At 42.1% G+C, this 17,664-nt stretch carries 8 protein-coding genes; 6 read left to right on the top strand and 2 right to left on the bottom strand.

What is annotated here, in order from left to right; translation table 11 throughout:
- Nucleotides 1-137: 137 nt before the first annotated feature.
- The 3 genes from TW81_RS18015 (at nucleotide 138) to TW81_RS18005 (ending at nucleotide 2,803) form a co-directional block, all read left to right on the top strand.
- Complete coding sequence (locus TW81_RS18015; protein WP_045957132.1) at nucleotides 138-878, top strand: UTRA domain-containing protein; 741 nt, start codon at nucleotides 138-140, stop codon at nucleotides 876-878.
- An 83-nt stretch (nucleotides 879-961) separates the two neighbouring features.
- Entirely contained in the window at nucleotides 962-2,236 is a 1,275-nt protein-coding gene (locus TW81_RS18010; protein ID WP_045957131.1) for a sensor domain-containing protein, read from the top strand.
- 156 nt (nucleotides 2,237-2,392) lie between these two features.
- The gene (locus TW81_RS18005) at nucleotides 2,393-2,803 is read left to right on the top strand and encodes a DUF2000 family protein (RefSeq protein WP_045957130.1); all 411 of its coding nucleotides are present in this window, start codon (nucleotides 2,393-2,395) and stop codon (nucleotides 2,801-2,803) included.
- A gap of 143 nt (nucleotides 2,804-2,946) precedes the next feature.
- On the opposite strand, the gene TW81_RS18000 is transcribed toward TW81_RS18005, so the two are convergent.
- Entirely contained in the window at nucleotides 2,947-3,849 is a 903-nt protein-coding gene (locus TW81_RS18000; RefSeq protein ID WP_045957129.1) for a GGDEF domain-containing protein, read from the bottom strand.
- Between the two features lie 45 nt (nucleotides 3,850-3,894).
- Nucleotides 3,895-5,529, bottom strand: a complete 1,635-nt coding sequence (locus TW81_RS17995) for an EAL domain-containing protein (protein ID WP_045957128.1) — start codon at nucleotides 5,527-5,529, stop codon at nucleotides 3,895-3,897.
- Nucleotides 5,530-6,365: 836 nt separating this feature from the next.
- Between TW81_RS17995 and TW81_RS17985 the strand changes: the two genes are divergently transcribed.
- From TW81_RS17985 to TW81_RS17975, 3 genes are read left to right on the top strand one after another with little or no spacing between them, the layout of a single operon-like run.
- Nucleotides 6,366-8,048 carry a ShlB/FhaC/HecB family hemolysin secretion/activation protein gene (locus TW81_RS17985; RefSeq protein ID WP_045957126.1) on the top strand — a complete coding sequence of 561 codons (1,683 nt, stop codon included), beginning with the start codon at nucleotides 6,366-6,368 and terminating at the stop codon, nucleotides 8,046-8,048.
- An 18-nt stretch (nucleotides 8,049-8,066) separates the two neighbouring features.
- Entirely contained in the window at nucleotides 8,067-16,418 is an 8,352-nt protein-coding gene (locus tag TW81_RS17980; protein ID WP_084715961.1) for a two-partner secretion domain-containing protein, read from the top strand.
- Nucleotides 16,415-17,455, top strand: coding sequence for a hypothetical protein (locus TW81_RS17975; protein WP_045957125.1), 1,041 nt, complete (start codon nucleotides 16,415-16,417; stop codon nucleotides 17,453-17,455). Before TW81_RS17980 ends, TW81_RS17975 begins: the two co-directional genes overlap by 4 nt.
- Nucleotides 17,456-17,664: the final 209 nt, after the last annotated feature.

The following is a 17,664-nucleotide window of genomic DNA, read 5'->3' as shown; positions in this document are numbered from 1 at the left end:
TAATTTGACACTTTTTAGGTAGTTAGATGGCAGTTTTATTTCATATGGTGACGCTTTAACCAAGTTACGGGATGTCATATTTCTGTTACTTACGCACCTTAAATTGGTCACAAACCCATTCATGGACTAGATCAGTCATGAGTACAGCAACGAGTCAATTTGGCACCCAACTTGGAAAAATTAAACACAGCCTTAGGGAGCAAATTGATACAGGCATTTTGTCTCAGGGACAGAAGCTCCCCTCTGAACGCGAATTAAGTGAGCTATTTGCGACCACTCGCATCACTATTAAAGATGCCTTGGTTTCTCTGGAAACGGAGGGATTAATTTATAGAGAAGAACGGCGAGGCTGGTATGTGTCACCGGAAAGAGTTTGCTACAACCCTCTTTCGCGCAGCCATTTTCATCAAATGATTCGTGAGCAGCATCGTATCGCTGAAACAAAGTTAGTAAGAGTGCGCAGTGAAATGGCCGCAGGTGAATATGCTCATGCATTGGCGATAGAGCAAATTACGCCGATTCATATCATTGAACGGCTGCGCTTTATTGATGGTCGCGCGGTATTGTTTGTTGAAAACGTACTCAAAGCAGACTTGTTTGCCGATATTTTGGCAGAAAAACTAACGTTATCATTGACGACCATTTATCGTGAAAAATACGGTTACCAAACCCAACGTTCGCGATTTGATGTCATTCCTACTTCCGCTCCAGCGCACGTAGCCAAGGCCCTCAACTTAGCACAAGGCCAGCCAGTACTAAAAATATGTCGAGTGAACTATAAACAAGATGGCGAGTTGATGGACTGCGAACTGGAATATTGGCGGCCTGATGCGGTAATCATCCGTATTGACAGTGTCACACAACAGACAATTTACTGATTAATGAGTATGTATGCATACTCAAGATGAATGCTATTATCTATGTTACATAGTCAGCATTATCAAAGTTGGTAACGTCAAGAATGAATAATAATGATGATCAACGATTAAAAGACTCCATTTATCGCTTGTTCGAAGTGACCCCTGTCCCGACCATTTTTACCTACCCCGACGGTAACTTAGAGTACGTTAATCCTGCGTTGAAAAAAATGTTGGGCTATGACGGCGATGAAATATACGCCAGCAACGTTGTTATCACTCATCATCAAGATCTTCAATTGAACGAACGTATTCGTCAGCAACTCAATCAACCCCCATTTGAGCCTGTGCAAATCGAAAAACGTTACAAACATAAACGTGGACATACGGTTTACGCCCAGTTGAATGTTGTTGCCCAGCCAGATGAAAATGATCGTGTGGTTCGGTATATCTCCCAGTTGGTTGATTTAACCTCGATAAAGAAGTTGTACGCGGCCGAAGTCTTGCTCAATAAGCTGGTCGATCAATCCAATGATGCTATCTATATTGTCGATCCGAGATTTGGTCAAATATTGAATTCCAACAAACCCGCCTATGAGATGCTTGGATACAGTAAAGAAGAACTCTTATCCATGACCGTTTCTGACATCAACCCACAGTATGTCACTCAACTCAACTGGAAAGATAAAATTGAAAGTATCAAACGCCGAGAGAGTAATGTTTACGAGTCGGTACTGCAGAAAAAAGATGGCACGATTTTTCCGACAGAAGTCAGTGTGTCGTACGTTGAGTTAAACCAGCAAAGTTATATCTTGAGCATCGTCAGGGACATTTCTGATAGAAAAGAGAAAGAGTTAGAAAGTTTAGAACTGGCGAATTTGGATCCGTTAACACAACTGCCTAACCGACGTGTCCTCGATACAAAGCTAAGAGAAATCTTCCAGCAAGCCGATGAACAAGAACATATGGTTGGATTGATCTTTATTGATATTGATGACTTTAAAGATATCAATGACCGCTATGGGCACAGTGAGGGCGATATTGTTTTGGCAAACATTGCTAAGCGGTTAACGCACTCATTGAGACAGTCGGATTTGGTAGCTCGAATTGGTGGTGATGAGTTTCTTGCGGTCATTAATGGCGTTTCGAATAAAGAGCACCTCAATACCTTAGTGACTAAGTTATCGAATGAATTTTGCTTTCCATTTAAGACAGAGTCTCGGATGTTAAATGTTGATGTCAGTATCGGTGTGTCTATCTACCCTTATGACAGTCACGATCCCGTTGCCTTGATACGCTATGCGGATGAAGCCATGTACCAGGCAAAGAAAAATCTCGGCACGAGTATCCGCCAGTATGGTAGTTCAGTGGACAAGTAGATTGGGTTTTGAGCGAGTAATTGCTTTACCGCTATAGTTTTTTCCTTAATTGATCCTGCGTCAGTATGTTAGCAATTTCATTCTATTTTCAACCTCACACACTTCTTACACTAACGTTATCCAATTCGGAAGTGTAATTATGTATGAGGGGATGCTATGCAGTTTGATACTAAATTTGTCATTGTTGTCGCAGAAGATTTAGCCAACTGGCAAAAGCTCAATGTTGTGAGCTTTCTATCGGGTGGCGTTACGGCCTCTCCAATAGTGAATACTGGAGATCGTTATCGAGATGCTTCAGGTTGTGAGTATTTGTCCCTTTGCGTACAACCTATAGTGGTACTAAAAGCGACCAGAGAAAAGTTGGCAACGTTTATTCAAAGAGCCAATCGAGAACAATCAGAGGTCGCGGTTTTTATCCAAGATATGTTCGAATCTGGCCATGACGAGGCCAATCGCGAAACGGTAAGCCAATACTCAACCGACGCCTTGCCATTGGTCGGTATAGCTATGTGTGGAGAGAAAAAGCGTGTCGACAAAGTCTTTAAGGGCGCTAAATTGCATGATTAGACCTAGCTTTAGCTAGCATATTAATTGACATCACACTGAGCTTATCCTACTGGGTAAACTCAGTGTGACTGTATTTAAAGGGTAAGATTGAGTGGGGCGGCTAAACGCTTGCGCAGATAAACGTATTTGTGAATGTCGCTTGGCTACTCACTCGACCATTCGTAGCGATTTCGTCCGTTACCTTTGGCAATATACAAAGCACTATCTGCACGTTTCATCGCATGGTGTGCTGATTCTTTCTCTGTCTTGAGTGAAATGCCAGCACTGACTGTCAGGTGTTGATCTTTAGATATTGAGATGGAACGACTCCTTACTAAAAGTTGAGAGATATAATTGTCGATGAGAGTGCGATCATGTGTTTCGATGAACACAGCAAACTCTTCCCCACCCAGCCTAGCCGACATCGAATTAGGCAAGTTCATACTTGAAAGTAATTTGCCAAATGCTCTCAGAACAGTATCCCCCTTTTCATGTCCATAAGTGTCATTGACACTTTTAAAATGGTCTAAATCTATAATAATCATGGTTAAGCGCATGTTCTCATAGCGAGATAAGACTTCTTTGAAAAAACGTCTATTCGGCAGATCGGTCAGGTCATCATAGATGGCAAGTCGTTTAATTTCGCTTATGTAGCGCTTTACGCTTTTTACCAATCGATGTAATCCTACAATGCAAATAATCATGCCAATGGAGCGGAGGAGATCTTCTCCCCATACTGATAGCCAAAGGGGCTGATAGAATATCTCGTCCATAAAATCTATGGTGCAGGAAATAATCCATATGATTAACCCAATAGAAATCGTTAGGTAGTTCTTTCTATTCAGAGGTGTTACTTGAATTATCGAAAATATAACTATAAGTAGGACTAGCACTAAGAATTCAAATATATAACCATAGTTTTCGCTAAGAATATTTTCTATCGGATTAGTAAATATTATATTAAGAGCTACAACTATAGATATAGAAACCAGTAGGGTGCAGGCCATTGCAAACTTTATAACAAATGACTTGTTTTTATTACTCTCATTAAAAACTATTTCTTCCATAAGTTTTCCGATAATATAAGATATGTAATGTATCTAGACGACATGTTAAATCCATAATTCTGGAGGGCTTGGCTTGTGTAAACCATAGCCTTGCAGTATATATGCTCCAAGACTTTTTAAATGTGCTAAGGTTTCATTGTTCTCAATACCTTCAGCAACCAGTTCTATATTATTGTTGATACAGTGCTGTACTAGATAGGAAATTAAATCCCCACAGGTATTATGTGTTAGGGAGTCGTGTATTAAGCTTCTGTCTAGTTTTAATTGTTGAATGGGTAACCTGAAGATACTAGTTATCGAGCTATAGCCAGAACCAAAGTCATCTAGGGATAGATTAAAGCCTTGATTGTGAAGTTCTTTTGCTGCGAGGGAACCCGTGTCACTATCATCAAGTATGTGTGACTCCGTTATCTCAAAGGTGATTCGTTGTGGAGGTATGTTCTCATTTTTTGCTATATCAAGTGCTCGATCTGAGAAGCTTCTATCATATAATTGGAGGGCCGATATGTTGATATTAATTTTGGCTCTACTATATTGGGCGTCTTTAATTTCTAGTTTCTTTAAAAAACGACATGCTTTCTGAAGCACTAAATAGCTTAGTGGGGCTATTAAGTCTCGTTCTTCTGCGATAGGAATAAATTCGTTAGGATAAATATTTCCTAATTTAGGATGTTGCCATCTAACTAATGCTTCAAAACTTATTATAGAATTTGTTCTAGTGTCAATAATGGGTTGAACCACAATCGATAGGTCTTGGTTTGATATAGCTTCAGCGAGTGAGTCATGAATAAGGAAATGTCTTTCTACCGCATGTTTCACTTCGTTTTCATAAATAGCAATGCCGCCTTTTTCATGTGCATAATCTAAAACTTTAGTGACTAAATTAAATGCATCAACATTACTGAATTCTATTTCATGAATCACTCCAATAGCAATGTCACTAGTCAGGATAGCAATATCTAAATATGGACTCTTTGAAATTGACTCTGCTGCTATACGAGTAATATCATTAATTATACTGGTTGACACTTTTGTGTCTGAACGTATTAAAAAAGTCTCTTTTGACAGACGATATATGTCAGGCTCGGATAACTTTGAGTCAAACCAGTGTACCAGCGATGATGCCACATCTTTAAGGACCTGACCATTCCACTCTTTGCAATAGCGATTTACATTCCGCAAGGAAAATAGAAAGCTCGTCCCATTCTGAGGTGAGTTCTTTATATCATTTAGCCATTTCTGTTTGTTGTATAAGCCTGTTTCATCATCATGATAGGCAACATATGACAAGTAGTCATTGAGTAGGTTTCTCTCTGAGATGTCTCTATGGCAACCTACCATATATTTCTCATTACCATCATCGACAATAATTCCTGTAGCTTCAATCCAAATATAACGACCAGAGCGAGTCTGAACACGATACTCTGAGTTGATGACAGATTCATTACCACATTTATGACTGGAAAGCCTATTGGTGAAAATCTTCTGATCTTGAGGATGAATAAGTGCCACCCAATGTTCTAATAAAGAATCCGTTAAAGGTATATTAAACTGTTCATAGAACTTTGTGTTGTAAAAATTGACATGTTCATCTGAACCCATATACCACAGGCCGTCTTTTGATGAGTTGAATATATGTATAAGCTTCTTTAGCATCGAGCTTTTCTTATCGTTTTCCATTATGGTACCAGCTAGCGAACTACGTTTTAGTTATAAGGGGGGATTTCCACGAGTTACATATAAGAATAATTACTCGGCTATGTCAATTAGTCAAAATTACTTTAAATTATCCTTGTTTTTAATGTGGGAAGTGATGAGTGCAAAGATGCATATTGGTTGTTTAAATTACCTTGTTATCTTTAATGATATTGATAGCGTTAAATATATTATGGTTATTAGTATTTTTCTGGTGAGGTGAGTTTTTATATTAAGTAATACCAAGTGTCACATTACTAAGTGCTAATTTATATTTATTTGTTGCAGTATGATCTCTTTCTTCACGGAAGTGGCTGTCTGATGGTTTACATACTGTATATAAATATTCCATCAACCCATGAGTTAGTTATGCATGCAGTTAATTCTGTATTCTATTGATGAACAGAAAGCTCGTGAAAGTTAAACTTTGTAATTCGTTCAACCTTATCTTTTTACTTTTTATCTAAGTTTTTCAAGAACGTTATCATAAGCAGGTTTCTGATCTGAATTGGTATGAAAGCTTTACACTTGTATTCCGACAAGTGTCATTGACATTGACTCCCTCCACTTACAACTGCACATCAGAGAATACATAGACGATTATCTATACAAGTTGGCGTTAAATTATCAACCTCATCAATGAGATAAGAATCACGCTTCAGGTTACTTGAAGTGTCTCGCATGAACTAATTTGATTGAGTTTTACTGTACTTTTTTGGTTGTCAAATGAAGAGGGTGATTTCTTGTATTAATGTCGAACATAAGACATTTCTCGTATGAGAAGCATAAAAATAACGTCAAATGGCATAAAGGTTTACAGAATGGATTTCATCCAGTGTGGGCGATTTGCAGCTTCACTCGGTGCGGTATGGACGCTGTCTATTTCTGTTGTTGTCGCTGCACCTATTAATGCAGCTTCTCCAACCACACGTATTGAGCAAGAGCGCGAGCAAGCCCAAAGATTAGAGCAACTTGAACAGGCCAAAGAGTCTGTGCAACAACTTCAACCACTCCCCGTTTTACCTGACTCATCCGGTGACGTCCCTGATATGTGTTTTGACGTTGATGTCATCGAGTTTCAAGGGAACCATATCTTTTCTGACGCTGAATTATTGGCGTTGATTCAGTTTACTCCGGCCTGTGTCGGGGTGGCTGAGATTAATGAGTATTTACGTGTCATCACTAATCACTACATTGAATCGGGTTATGTGACGTCTCGTGCTTTTATGACACCTCAAGATCTTTCCAGTGGTACGCTGAAGATAGTGGTACTTGAAGGAAAAGTTGAAAAAGTACTATGGAACGGCGAAGTTCATCCATGGCTGAATATGGCGTTTCCGGCAATCGCTGACAGCGTATTAAATTTGAGAGAAATAGAGCAGGGTCTCGATCAAATTAATCGCTTATCTCGCTACAATGCAACGATCAAATTGTTGCCATCGTCAAAGCCGGGCTATTCGCTGATTGATTTGCAAACGTCAGTGGGGAAGCTCGGTAGCCTCGGATTAGGGCTGAACAACAGTGGTCAAAAATCGACTGGTGAAGAGCAGATCGCGTTGAATGTTACAGGGGAAAATGTCCTTCAATTGTTAGACCAATGGACAATGTCAGCGACGAAAAGTGCGGCATTTGTTGATTCAAAAGCCTCCGATAGCCTGTACTTAGCTGTTGATGTTCCGGTTGGCTTCTGGAACGTGGGCTATCGAACCTCCTACAGCACGTATAAAACGACCTTTGAAAATCAGGGGTTTATTTTCGTTTCGACAGGTAAAACCAATAGCCACTATTTGGATGCCAAGTGGCTGTTTTACCGAGACAGCAGCAGTAAGTCAGCATTAAAAGCAACGCTGAGCCATCGCAGAGAAAAAAACTACATCCTCGGCAATCTATTGGATGCAAGCTCACGTAATTTATCTTCTCTTACTTTTTCATGGGAACACAGCACGCGACTGGCGAACGGATTTTTTACGCTCTTACCGAGTTTTTCGTTTGGCGCGGATTGGTTCGGAGGAGAAGAAAACCAATCCAATGATCCTCGTCTTGCCAAAGCTGAGTTTAATAAAGGGACGCTGACGGGCAGTTATACCTACCCCATCACACCGCAGTTGACTTGGACGTCGACCTTATTCGGGCAATGGTCAAATGACACCTTATACGGCAGTGAACGAATCAGCATTGGTGGTGAGTACTCAGTACGAGGCTTTAAGGGGGCTTCCCTCTCTGGGGATGAGGGTTATTACTGGCGCAATGACTTGACTTATAACATTGGGCAGTGGCCACTGCTTGGTTCGGCTTATGCTCAACTCGCGTTAGATACTGGCAGTATCGCGAAAGATGTCGCTGATCAGTATGAACGAGGCTCGTTAATGGGCAGCAGTCTGAGCATAAAAACTTCGCAAAACTACATGTCGACGGCTTTGGGGCTCGGAGTGCCCATCGCTGCTCCTTCACGATTACAAAATGACGACTATGTCGTCTATTACAGAATCGACATCAAACTATAATTACAACCGGTTGGCTAAATGAATAAAAAACTTACGCTAGGGCAGGTGTGCCTAACATACGGACTGTGTAGTGTTATTACTCTACAGCCTGTGTTTGCTAATGTCGTCATTGATAAAAACTCCGGCAATACAGGCAAAACATCCGCTGGGAATGGTGTCGAAGTGGTTAATATTGCCACGCCCAACAGCAAAGGTCTGTCGCACAACAAATATCAAAAGTTTAATGTCGACCCCTCTGGCCTGATTCTCAACAACTCGACTGCTCAGCTTGCTCAATCTCAATTGGGCGGCATATTGCAAAATAACCCCAACCTAAAAGGGAAGGCAGCGAGCGTTATTCTCAATGAAGTGACGGGGGCTAATCGCAGCCAATTAGAGGGTTATACCGAGGTGTTTGGGCAGCAGGCTAACGTGATTCTAGCCAACCCTTACGGCATTACGTGTGATGGGTGTGGCTTTATAAACACGCCGAGAGTGACGCTTTCAACCGGCTTGCCTGAAGTGACGAATGGAGAAATGTCAGGGTTTGATGTCGCAGAAGGGAGCGTGACGATTGAAGGGCTGGGGCTAGATGCCACAAACCAAACCTATTTCGATATCCTTGCTAGAACGCTAGAGCTTAATGCTGAAATTCATGCCAATGACCTCACGGTTGTGGCTGGTACCAACAAAGTCGCTTACAAGACCAATGAAATAACCCAAATAAAAATGGGTAGTGATGAAAAATCGCCTCACCTTGCTATAGACTCCTCAATGCTTGGAGGGATGTATGCAGGCAAAATTTCTCTGGTTGCGACTGAAAGTGGGGTTGGGGTTAACTTAAGTAACCTAGCATCTTCGCATGGAGATATTACTCTCACTGCGGAAGGAAAAATTACACTTGGCAATTCTAGCAGCTCGAATAGTGTTGAACTCTCCTCTCAAGATAGCATTACCTTACTAGGTCAGCATAGCGCGGCTGATAGCATCGACTACCTAGGGGATTCGGTTCTGGTCAGCAATGCGACAGTTGTAGCTGGTGACGATCTTTCAATACGAAGTGATAGCGTACTGGTGAATGAGTCGAGCTTACAAGCCAATACACTTGCCTTTGATGTTAGCGCTGTTGAGATTAAGACTGACAGTGAACTAGTTAGCCAAACTACAAAAATGGATAAGTTAGAACTGCTAACTAACTATGGGCAGATACTTGCCAATAATCAACTGCTTATATCGGGAAAAGATATTCATGTTGAAGGTGGTGGCAATATCATTGCTAACAATTTGGATGCGACAGCGAGCCGTTTAGTATTAGACAGTGATTTCAGTACAGGCAGTGCAGATATTAGGGCTACTGATTCATTGACTCTCGCACAAGATGCTCAGATCACGGCTACCGATAATATTGATATTACATCCAGAGCACTTATACACAATGGGCGACTTACCTCCGCAGAGAGTGTCAGTGTACAAACGGAACAAGCGTCTATTAGCGGTTCTATCCAGTCTAAGCAAGTTGCTTTAAAAATGAAGCAACTAGAATCAACAGGAAAAATAATCGCTCAGGAAGTGATTTCTATCTCAGCAGATCAAGCGGAATTATCTGGGGAGGTTGCGTCTGCAGGAAATCTTACTTTTCTGGCAAGCGAATCTTTAGTCGCCGATAGTCAGAGTCAATTGTCAGCAGGCCAAGTATTAGACATTGAAGGGGGGCACTTAGATTTTGATGGTTATATTGCGTCAGTTGGTGCAATCGAGATAGAAGGTGGCCAGGTTAGTACAAATGGTGTTTTAAAAGCGAATGATAATATTGAGTTGCGATCAGAAAACTTAGCGTTATCGGGGCGCGTTGAGAGTGGCAATGAAGTTAAGATCATGTCCCAAACAATGGTGCAGAAAGGCGATATTGTTGCTGGTGATTTGATTGATTTGAATGCAGATAGCATAGAAATTGAAGGACAGGTTTCATCATTAGGAAATCTGGTGTTGACGGGGCAGGATATTGAACAAGCTGGAAATCTTTATGCAAAAAAGGATATAAAAATTGAAGGCAATTCATTGTTACACAAGGGCTTTAGTCAAGCTGAGTCTGACTTTACCATAAATGCGGATAGCATCACAACTCAGGGGGAGCTAGTTGCTTATCACGATCTTTCTCTCACAGCTGAGTACGCCAATATACAGGGTGAATTGGCTGCGAAAAGAGAAGTTAGATTGAATGCTGATGAACTAAATCTTTCGGGTAACATTAAAAGCCTAGGTAGTGTTGACGTTGAAAGCTTTGGCAGCATCGCTGTTATGAAATCTGGAAGCTTAACGGCACAGGACGCGATTCATTTAACAGCAAATAGCCTGGATAGCCAAGGTGCTCTGTATACCAACAGTGATTTGGTGCTCAACGTCGATACGTTAGTCGACAATGGTTCGCTCACCGCACTTAACAACCTTGATATTACCGCTAACAACGTTGATTTTAATAGCACTCTTCAGGCTGGGAATGATTTAACGCTGAGTGTTGATGGGGCGTTAACAAGCGAGCATAAACTGCTTGCAGGGCGCGATCTACGTGTTGAGGCGGCAAGCCTAGATAATCGCTCACAAATTTCCGCGGGAAATACAGTCAGTATCCTAACAACAGGAAACACCAGCAACCACACTAATGGTATTGTTTCAGGTGACAACACTTATATCCAGTCTGCTGCATTGGTAAATGATGGTAAACTGCAAGCGTTGGAAAACTTTGGTCTGGATGTGAGCTCTATGACAAATAAAGGGTCACTTGTAGCGGCAAATGATCTTTCAATCGAGAGCAACAGCTATTTATACAACTATGGCCTAGTCTATGCGGGGCGAGATGCGCAAATTAGATTGACGTCTAAACTGCTCAATCAGCAAGCCGATCTGCTAACCGGGCGCCACCTAACTATTACAGAAATAAGCAGGAATAATAACAGCCATCTTCACAATCGCTCAGGGAACATTGAGTCGGGTGGAAACCTGACAGTGACAATGAATACGCTGGATAACACACGCTTGCGTATTTCCTCAAGTTCTAGCAGCACAACTCACAAGTCTGCTCCATCTTCGTTTACCACAGAGTCATCCGCCTCACAAACTTCATGCTACGCTTCTTCGGGCGGAGGTGGACAAGGTGTTGGTCATGGTGGTGGCGGAGGTTGCAACTACGCATATAGTGCCAGTGCTCGCGACATTCATTACCGAACAGATCGCGTTCAAATTGTCGCCGAAGGTGAGAGCTCACGTTTAATTTCGGGTGGCAACATGGAAATATCTTCGCAAGATGTTACCAATAAAGCTTCGTTAATGGCGAGCAACGGCGACCTAACTATTGATGCCAGAACTGTTAAAAATCAAGGATATGTTGACTCGCTCGTCAAATATCTAGCGACTTACTACTCCGATAGTGGTTTTTTAATGAGGCATTATACAGGAACATCGCAGAACCCGCCTTCGTCTGTAACATTCGACCGCTTGTATACTCGAACTGGAAATCGAACAGAAAGCTCATCAACTGCGAGTTATAGCTCGACCATTCAAGCCAAAAACGTTTTAACCATTAAAGCGAACTCACAATTCAATAACTCGGTGAAAAAAGCTTATGCTGGAGCATCAAGCATTAATAATGGCAATGTTTTACTAAACACGACAGATAAGGCATTAGTAGATGGGGGCTCTATCTCTGTGTCAGGTCCAACTGAGCAAATCGGATTAAGTGAGAGGATAAGCGCTGAAAATATTGACGCTATAGTGAACAACAGCGTCTCATTCCCTGCATTTCGTCTACCAGCCAATCCTAATGGGCTGTTTTTCTTCAGTCATGATCCGAAAAGTAGCTATGTAATTGAAACGAACCCGTTGGTGACCGACATGGGACAGTTTTTAGGGTCAGATTATTTTCAAGATAGCGTTAGTTTTTCTCCAGAACAAAAGATAACGTTTCTCGGTGACGCTTATTATGATACGAGTATGATCATCCAAGCTATTTTCGAACAAACAGGACAACGCTATCTAAATCAATCTGTTGGTAGCGACTTAGCACAGATGAAACAGTTAATAGATGCAGCAGGCGAACAGCAAAAAACACTGGATTTGAATGTCGGCATTGCATTAACCAGCGATCAAATTGCAAACCTAACAGACGACATGATTTGGTACGAAGAAGTCAAAATCAACGGCCGATTGGTGCTTGCTCCTAAGCTTTATATCGCGCGAGCCAATGATCGTAGCTTTACGCACGGCGCAATAGTGTCTGGCGGTGAACTGCTTATTGAGTCGGGCGCGATAGAAAATAATGGTGATATCACATCAGATAGCTCAATGGAATTGGTAAGCGAGTCTGCGATTTTTAACACTGCAGGAAGTCTTCAAGCAAAGGGTAATCTGACTCTTTTGGCGAAAGATGATATTTGGAACCAAAGTGGTCAAATTGGAGGTAAAGATATCGTCATTACCAGTGTCGCGGGAGATGTGATTAACGAAACCTTATTCGATCAAACCAATATGGATGCTAACGGAAAGCTGGTTAACCAAAATAGTGCTGCCGTTACCACTACGAATATCAAAAGCCCTTCCAAGATAGATGCTGTAGGCAGCTTAACCATTTATGCTGGGCGAGATATCAAAAATATCGCAGCAGATGTATCGTCAGGCTCAGATATGGCACTCGGAGCAAAACGAAATGTTACTGTGACGACAATCGAAGACCGAACCCGTATAGACGCTAAGACAATCGATGGAAGAAAAGTCGATCAAACCATTAACCATGTTTCCTCATCGCTACAGACAGGTAATAACCTGTCTATCAATGCTGGTCAGAATGTACAAATGGTTGCAACAAACGTCATCGCAGAGGGGGAGGTAGAGATTGATGCGGGCAAGAATTTAAATTTGGAGGCTGAGCTAAATGAATCTTATCAGTCCACAACTCATCGCAGTGGCATTATTACTGATCAAAGTACCGTACATCAGGGTTCAAATATAGAAGGCAAAAACATATCACTTAAGGCCGGTAATGATTTGCTAGTCAAAGGTAGTGATGTGACCGCGGAAACTAGTATCGACATCAGCGCCAAAGGAGATGTTTCTGTATTGGCTGTAAACGACAGCCAATATCACTTTGACCAAACCGTCAGTAAGAAATCCTTCGGACGTAGCTCAACCACTACGAATGAAACGTATCGTGAACTAGTGAAAGGCAGTGCAATAGATGCAGGTCAAGATATTCGCATCAAAGCACAAAACCTAGCGGCGGCGATCACTGCCGGAGGTGACAGTGATATCAACATCATCGGCTCAGAACTTAATGCCAACAATGAAGTGACTCTTTCTGCCGATGGCGATGTCAACCTCGCAGCCCAAAGCTATAAAGAGTTTGAACGCCATGAAACCGTGAAGAAAGGTTTTGGGGGGCTCAGTGGCCGAAATAGCGGAACGGCTAGCGATTCGACCTTGCTTAACAGCAGCTTCCTGATTAACTCTGGAAATACAGCGATTGTTGCGGGTAAAGACATTGGTGTCATTGCCAGTGAAGTGACCAGTGGTGGCGATTTAAACCTCAATGCTGTTGAGGATGTCTTGATTGCTGCCGGAGATGTTTTGAAACAGACCCAACAATGGGATGAAAAGATGTCGTTCCTCAGTGGCGGCAATCTCTTTGAGATGGAGAAAAAACGTAAAGGGCAAGAAACCTCCGCGGCTCAATCAAGTTCGATTCAATCAGGTGGTAGCCTTGCTGTTAACGGTGGCTCTATCAAAGTGGTTGGCTCTGAAGTCAATGCTGGCAACAATGTTAGCCTAACGGCCGATACGGGTGATGTTGAAATTCTAGCCGCTAAAGAAACAACGAAAACGTTTGAAAGCGAAGAGAAGCTCTCTATCAGTTTAGGCGATGGTTTGGATGGCGCGAGCGTTGAAGATGGCCAAATCAAAATATCTCTAGGTGAAGCGACGTACGACAAAGTTAAACAACAAAGCGATGCGTTGAATCACAAAGGGAGTGTGGTGAGTGCTCAGAATGATCTCGTGGTCAACGCGGAGTCATCCATACTTGTTGAGGGCTCAACGCTGGCTTCAGATAGTGATGGAAATAATCAAGGTGATTTGAGTTTAACGGCGGAAGAAGACGTCACGATTAAAGAAGCGGTCGATACGCTAAGCGAGCAACGTGAAGAAATTCATGGCAAAGCGGAAGCTAGTATCGTCGTTCAACATCAAGCTGTTGAAGTGGCGAAAGCGGCTTTAGCACTGAAAAAAGCGACGAAAAAACTCAAACAAGCGAAAGCGGACTTTAAGCAGTACCAAAAGAACCTTGATTCTTTAGAGGCGACACTAGCAACGTTAGAACAAGAGTACAAAGCTAAAAAGCCAGGAGTGTTATTTGAGGATGTGGGAGAGCTTCAAGATCTTATCTCTGAAGTGAAAAGTGACGAGTCTTGGTACATCGCGGGAGTTGCGCTAGCGACTGAGGATGTTGTATCCAAGACGACATTGTTAGTTCAACAAACGGTAGCAGCGGCGCAAAGTACGGGGACTTATGGCTTTAATGCAGGCTTACACTTAGATATAGAAGCGAGTAAGACTAAGGCAAGTTCACAACAGACGACGTCAGTCGGTTCGCAATTGAGCGGACAAAACGTAATAGTTCGCGCTGGCGAAAGCCAAGGTAACCAAGCCAACATTAGTGGCTCTACCGTAGCGGCTAACGACAGCATTGAAATAGCGGCGAATGAAGTCAACATCACAGCTTCACAAGATACTCAAAACAGTAAGTCTGAGACTCAATCGGGAAAAATCGGCGCATCCATGACCGTTTATGGTGCATCTACTGGAATTAACCTCAATGCCAGCTTTGACCGCAACCAGAGTACTTCATCTTCCGTTACGCATAACAACAGTCGTTTGAACGCTGACAATATCAAGATAACGTCCAACCAAGACACCAACATTAAAGGCGCGAACGTTGCTGCGAATGACAGTTTGATTGTCGATGTCGGCGGTGATTTGAATGTCGCCTCTGTACAAGACCGCCATAGTTCGAGTCAAAAAGGCATGGGCATCAGTGGAGGCCTGTCTCTGAGTGATGGTGCGGCTTCAGAGGTAACGGGAGCCAGTGGCGGAGTCAATGCTTCCAGTGGACGAACAAGAACTAAGCAAACCGTGGTTACTAACCTAACTTCGGATGGTACAGCCAATATTAATGTGGCTAACAATACCGACGTGAAAGGCGCGTTCATTGCTACCATTGATGAGCAAGGTAATGATAGCGGCAAACTCAACCTCACCACAGATTCTTTGACCTACGCTGACCTATCTAACACCAGCTACAACCAAAATCGTAGTATGGGGGTCAGTTCAAGCGTGGGTATCAATGGCGGAGAGATAGATTCAACCAATAACTCAACATCGATACAGTACAAAAATACATCTGGTTACAGCAAGTCCAAGACACTAGCGACAATAGGTCAAGGTAATTTGACTATTGTGGACTCAGAAAACTCTGACGACATCACTTCCCTCAATCGCGACACCGAACATACAGAAAAGGACCTGTTCACAGTTGACCGTAAGCAGGGGGACTTTGATGTAACTGTTGATCACCGTCTGCTGATCGAAGATGGAAGGGCGCAGATCGGAAAAGAAATGGATGAGTTCGGAGATAACATACAAAAAACAGCTCAGAATGTTCCTGCGTCTAAAGGTGGAAACGTTGTTGAGAATACCATAGGTACAGTACTAAATACACTAAGTGATTTTACAGGAGGTATTATACCAAGCGATAAAAATCACGGAGGAATGATTGCACAGTTACCCGTGCTGTTTGGTGCAGAGGACAATAGGCATAGAGTGATTGAAGGTGTAGGTAATCATGTTTATGTTAATGGCATGATGAATACCGAGTCAGAAGCTGAAGAGGGTGCAAAAAATGTCACAGGGAGTGATAGAAGCACAATTTGGTACAACCCGACTCATGGATTTATCAATGACTTGGTGGAATCCGGCGTGGATAAATTTGGCAATATGTTTGGAATGCAAACGGGTATTAGTAAACAGATAGAAACATTGCAAGATAATAGCTCAGGAAAAACAATCCATATGCATTCTCAAGGGAATCTGATTAGTGCTAGGGGTGCAAATACAAACAATACTTATAAGAGTTATGGAGCACCTATGTCGGAAAGTAGTGTAGCGGAAAAGTTCAATGTGTTAGAACCAAAACGAGATATTCAGCAAAATGAAGGGGACTACGTAAGTAAACCTTTGAATGCCTTGAATCCAAATACATGGAGTATGCTAGGCCATGGCACTGAGAACTATGGTGCAGCGCGAGAAAACAGTTTAAATCAATCAACGGAAAACGGTACTGCTGAATGAAAGAAATAACATTATTTTGTTTATTCCCCCTGATTGTAGCTTGTAGTGGTGTGGATTTTATGGGAGCTCAACGTTATCTTTCAGGTGGTTTTTACGCTGAGCGTTGGTTTTTAAATGAAGCGCATGATAAAAGCGAACTACCCCCGGGAACGGCTTTATACGGGGAATCAGCAAATAAGATTGAACACATGTTTACTGTACGTTATTACGTGATGGACGGACAACGAAACAATATTGAAATCCCTTCAGAACGAATGTGGAAAGTTATACCGGATGAGGTGGTTCATGTTCCTCCTGTTTGGAGGTACAAGAATATCTACTTGTATAAAAAAGAAGATGACACTTATATAAAAGATGAACAACTAATAGCTTTAACAAGCCTTCGTAGTGGTGCTATAGAGATCCCTATACAATCGTGTGATCCTAATGGATGGTGCAAGAGTTATGTATCGCGTTATTACAGAACTTTGTATAAAGGGGAGGTGGAGTACAACTTTGATGACGTGTATTACATTAAAAAGCAGTATTTATACAAGGGTGAAGATCGGTTATTTGAGTCCCAAAAGCGAGAGCTGAAAACGCGCAATGCAAAGGCAAAGGTTGCCCAGCTTCCTTTCATAACGCCATCAAAGGAAGTGTGTATAAAAAATCGAGGAGAGGTAGAGCGCGATAATAAATGTTATCTGCTGGCTCATGGCTGGAAAGCATCTCAGATATGCTCTGATTCAGGAGGAAGGTTACCGACTAATACTGAATTAATGGAAGTGGTTCAGGAATGCGGTGGGCCGATAAAGGACAATGACCTGCCAAAACCTCATGAGAAAAACAGCCGCGAAATAGATAGTTACGACGCATGTGTACTGGATAAGGGTTTTGTTTACAGCAAATATTTTACTTCTGAGACTAAAGACTCTGAAAGTGCAGGCGGTTCGGTAATAAACTCTGTTCAATATGTTCATTTCGAGCAAGGTGAAAGTTGGTGGAGTGGGACCGACCTGAAAAACGCAAGTGGTAACGTTATTTGCCACGAAATGTAGCTAACTTTCTAGGTGTACGCCATTCATCTGTGTGATTCATAGAGATGGTTTCAATTTTCTTAGCCGAAGATCGAGACTGTAATTTTGCTCTTGAAACCGCTATGTCTTGATCTAGTAGTTCTGAGGTACCTCTTCAGACAAAGGAGTTTGATCAGATATCTCATAATCCTGTCTATCGGGGTTAGCCCATTTGTAACGGTAGACTTAAA

The organism is Vibrio galatheae (assembly GCF_000967545.1).
GTDB classification, from domain to species: domain Bacteria; phylum Pseudomonadota; class Gammaproteobacteria; order Enterobacterales; family Vibrionaceae; genus Vibrio; species Vibrio galatheae.
The sequence above is the reverse complement of the archived record's forward strand: the minus strand, read 5'-3'. Positions and strand labels throughout refer to the sequence as shown.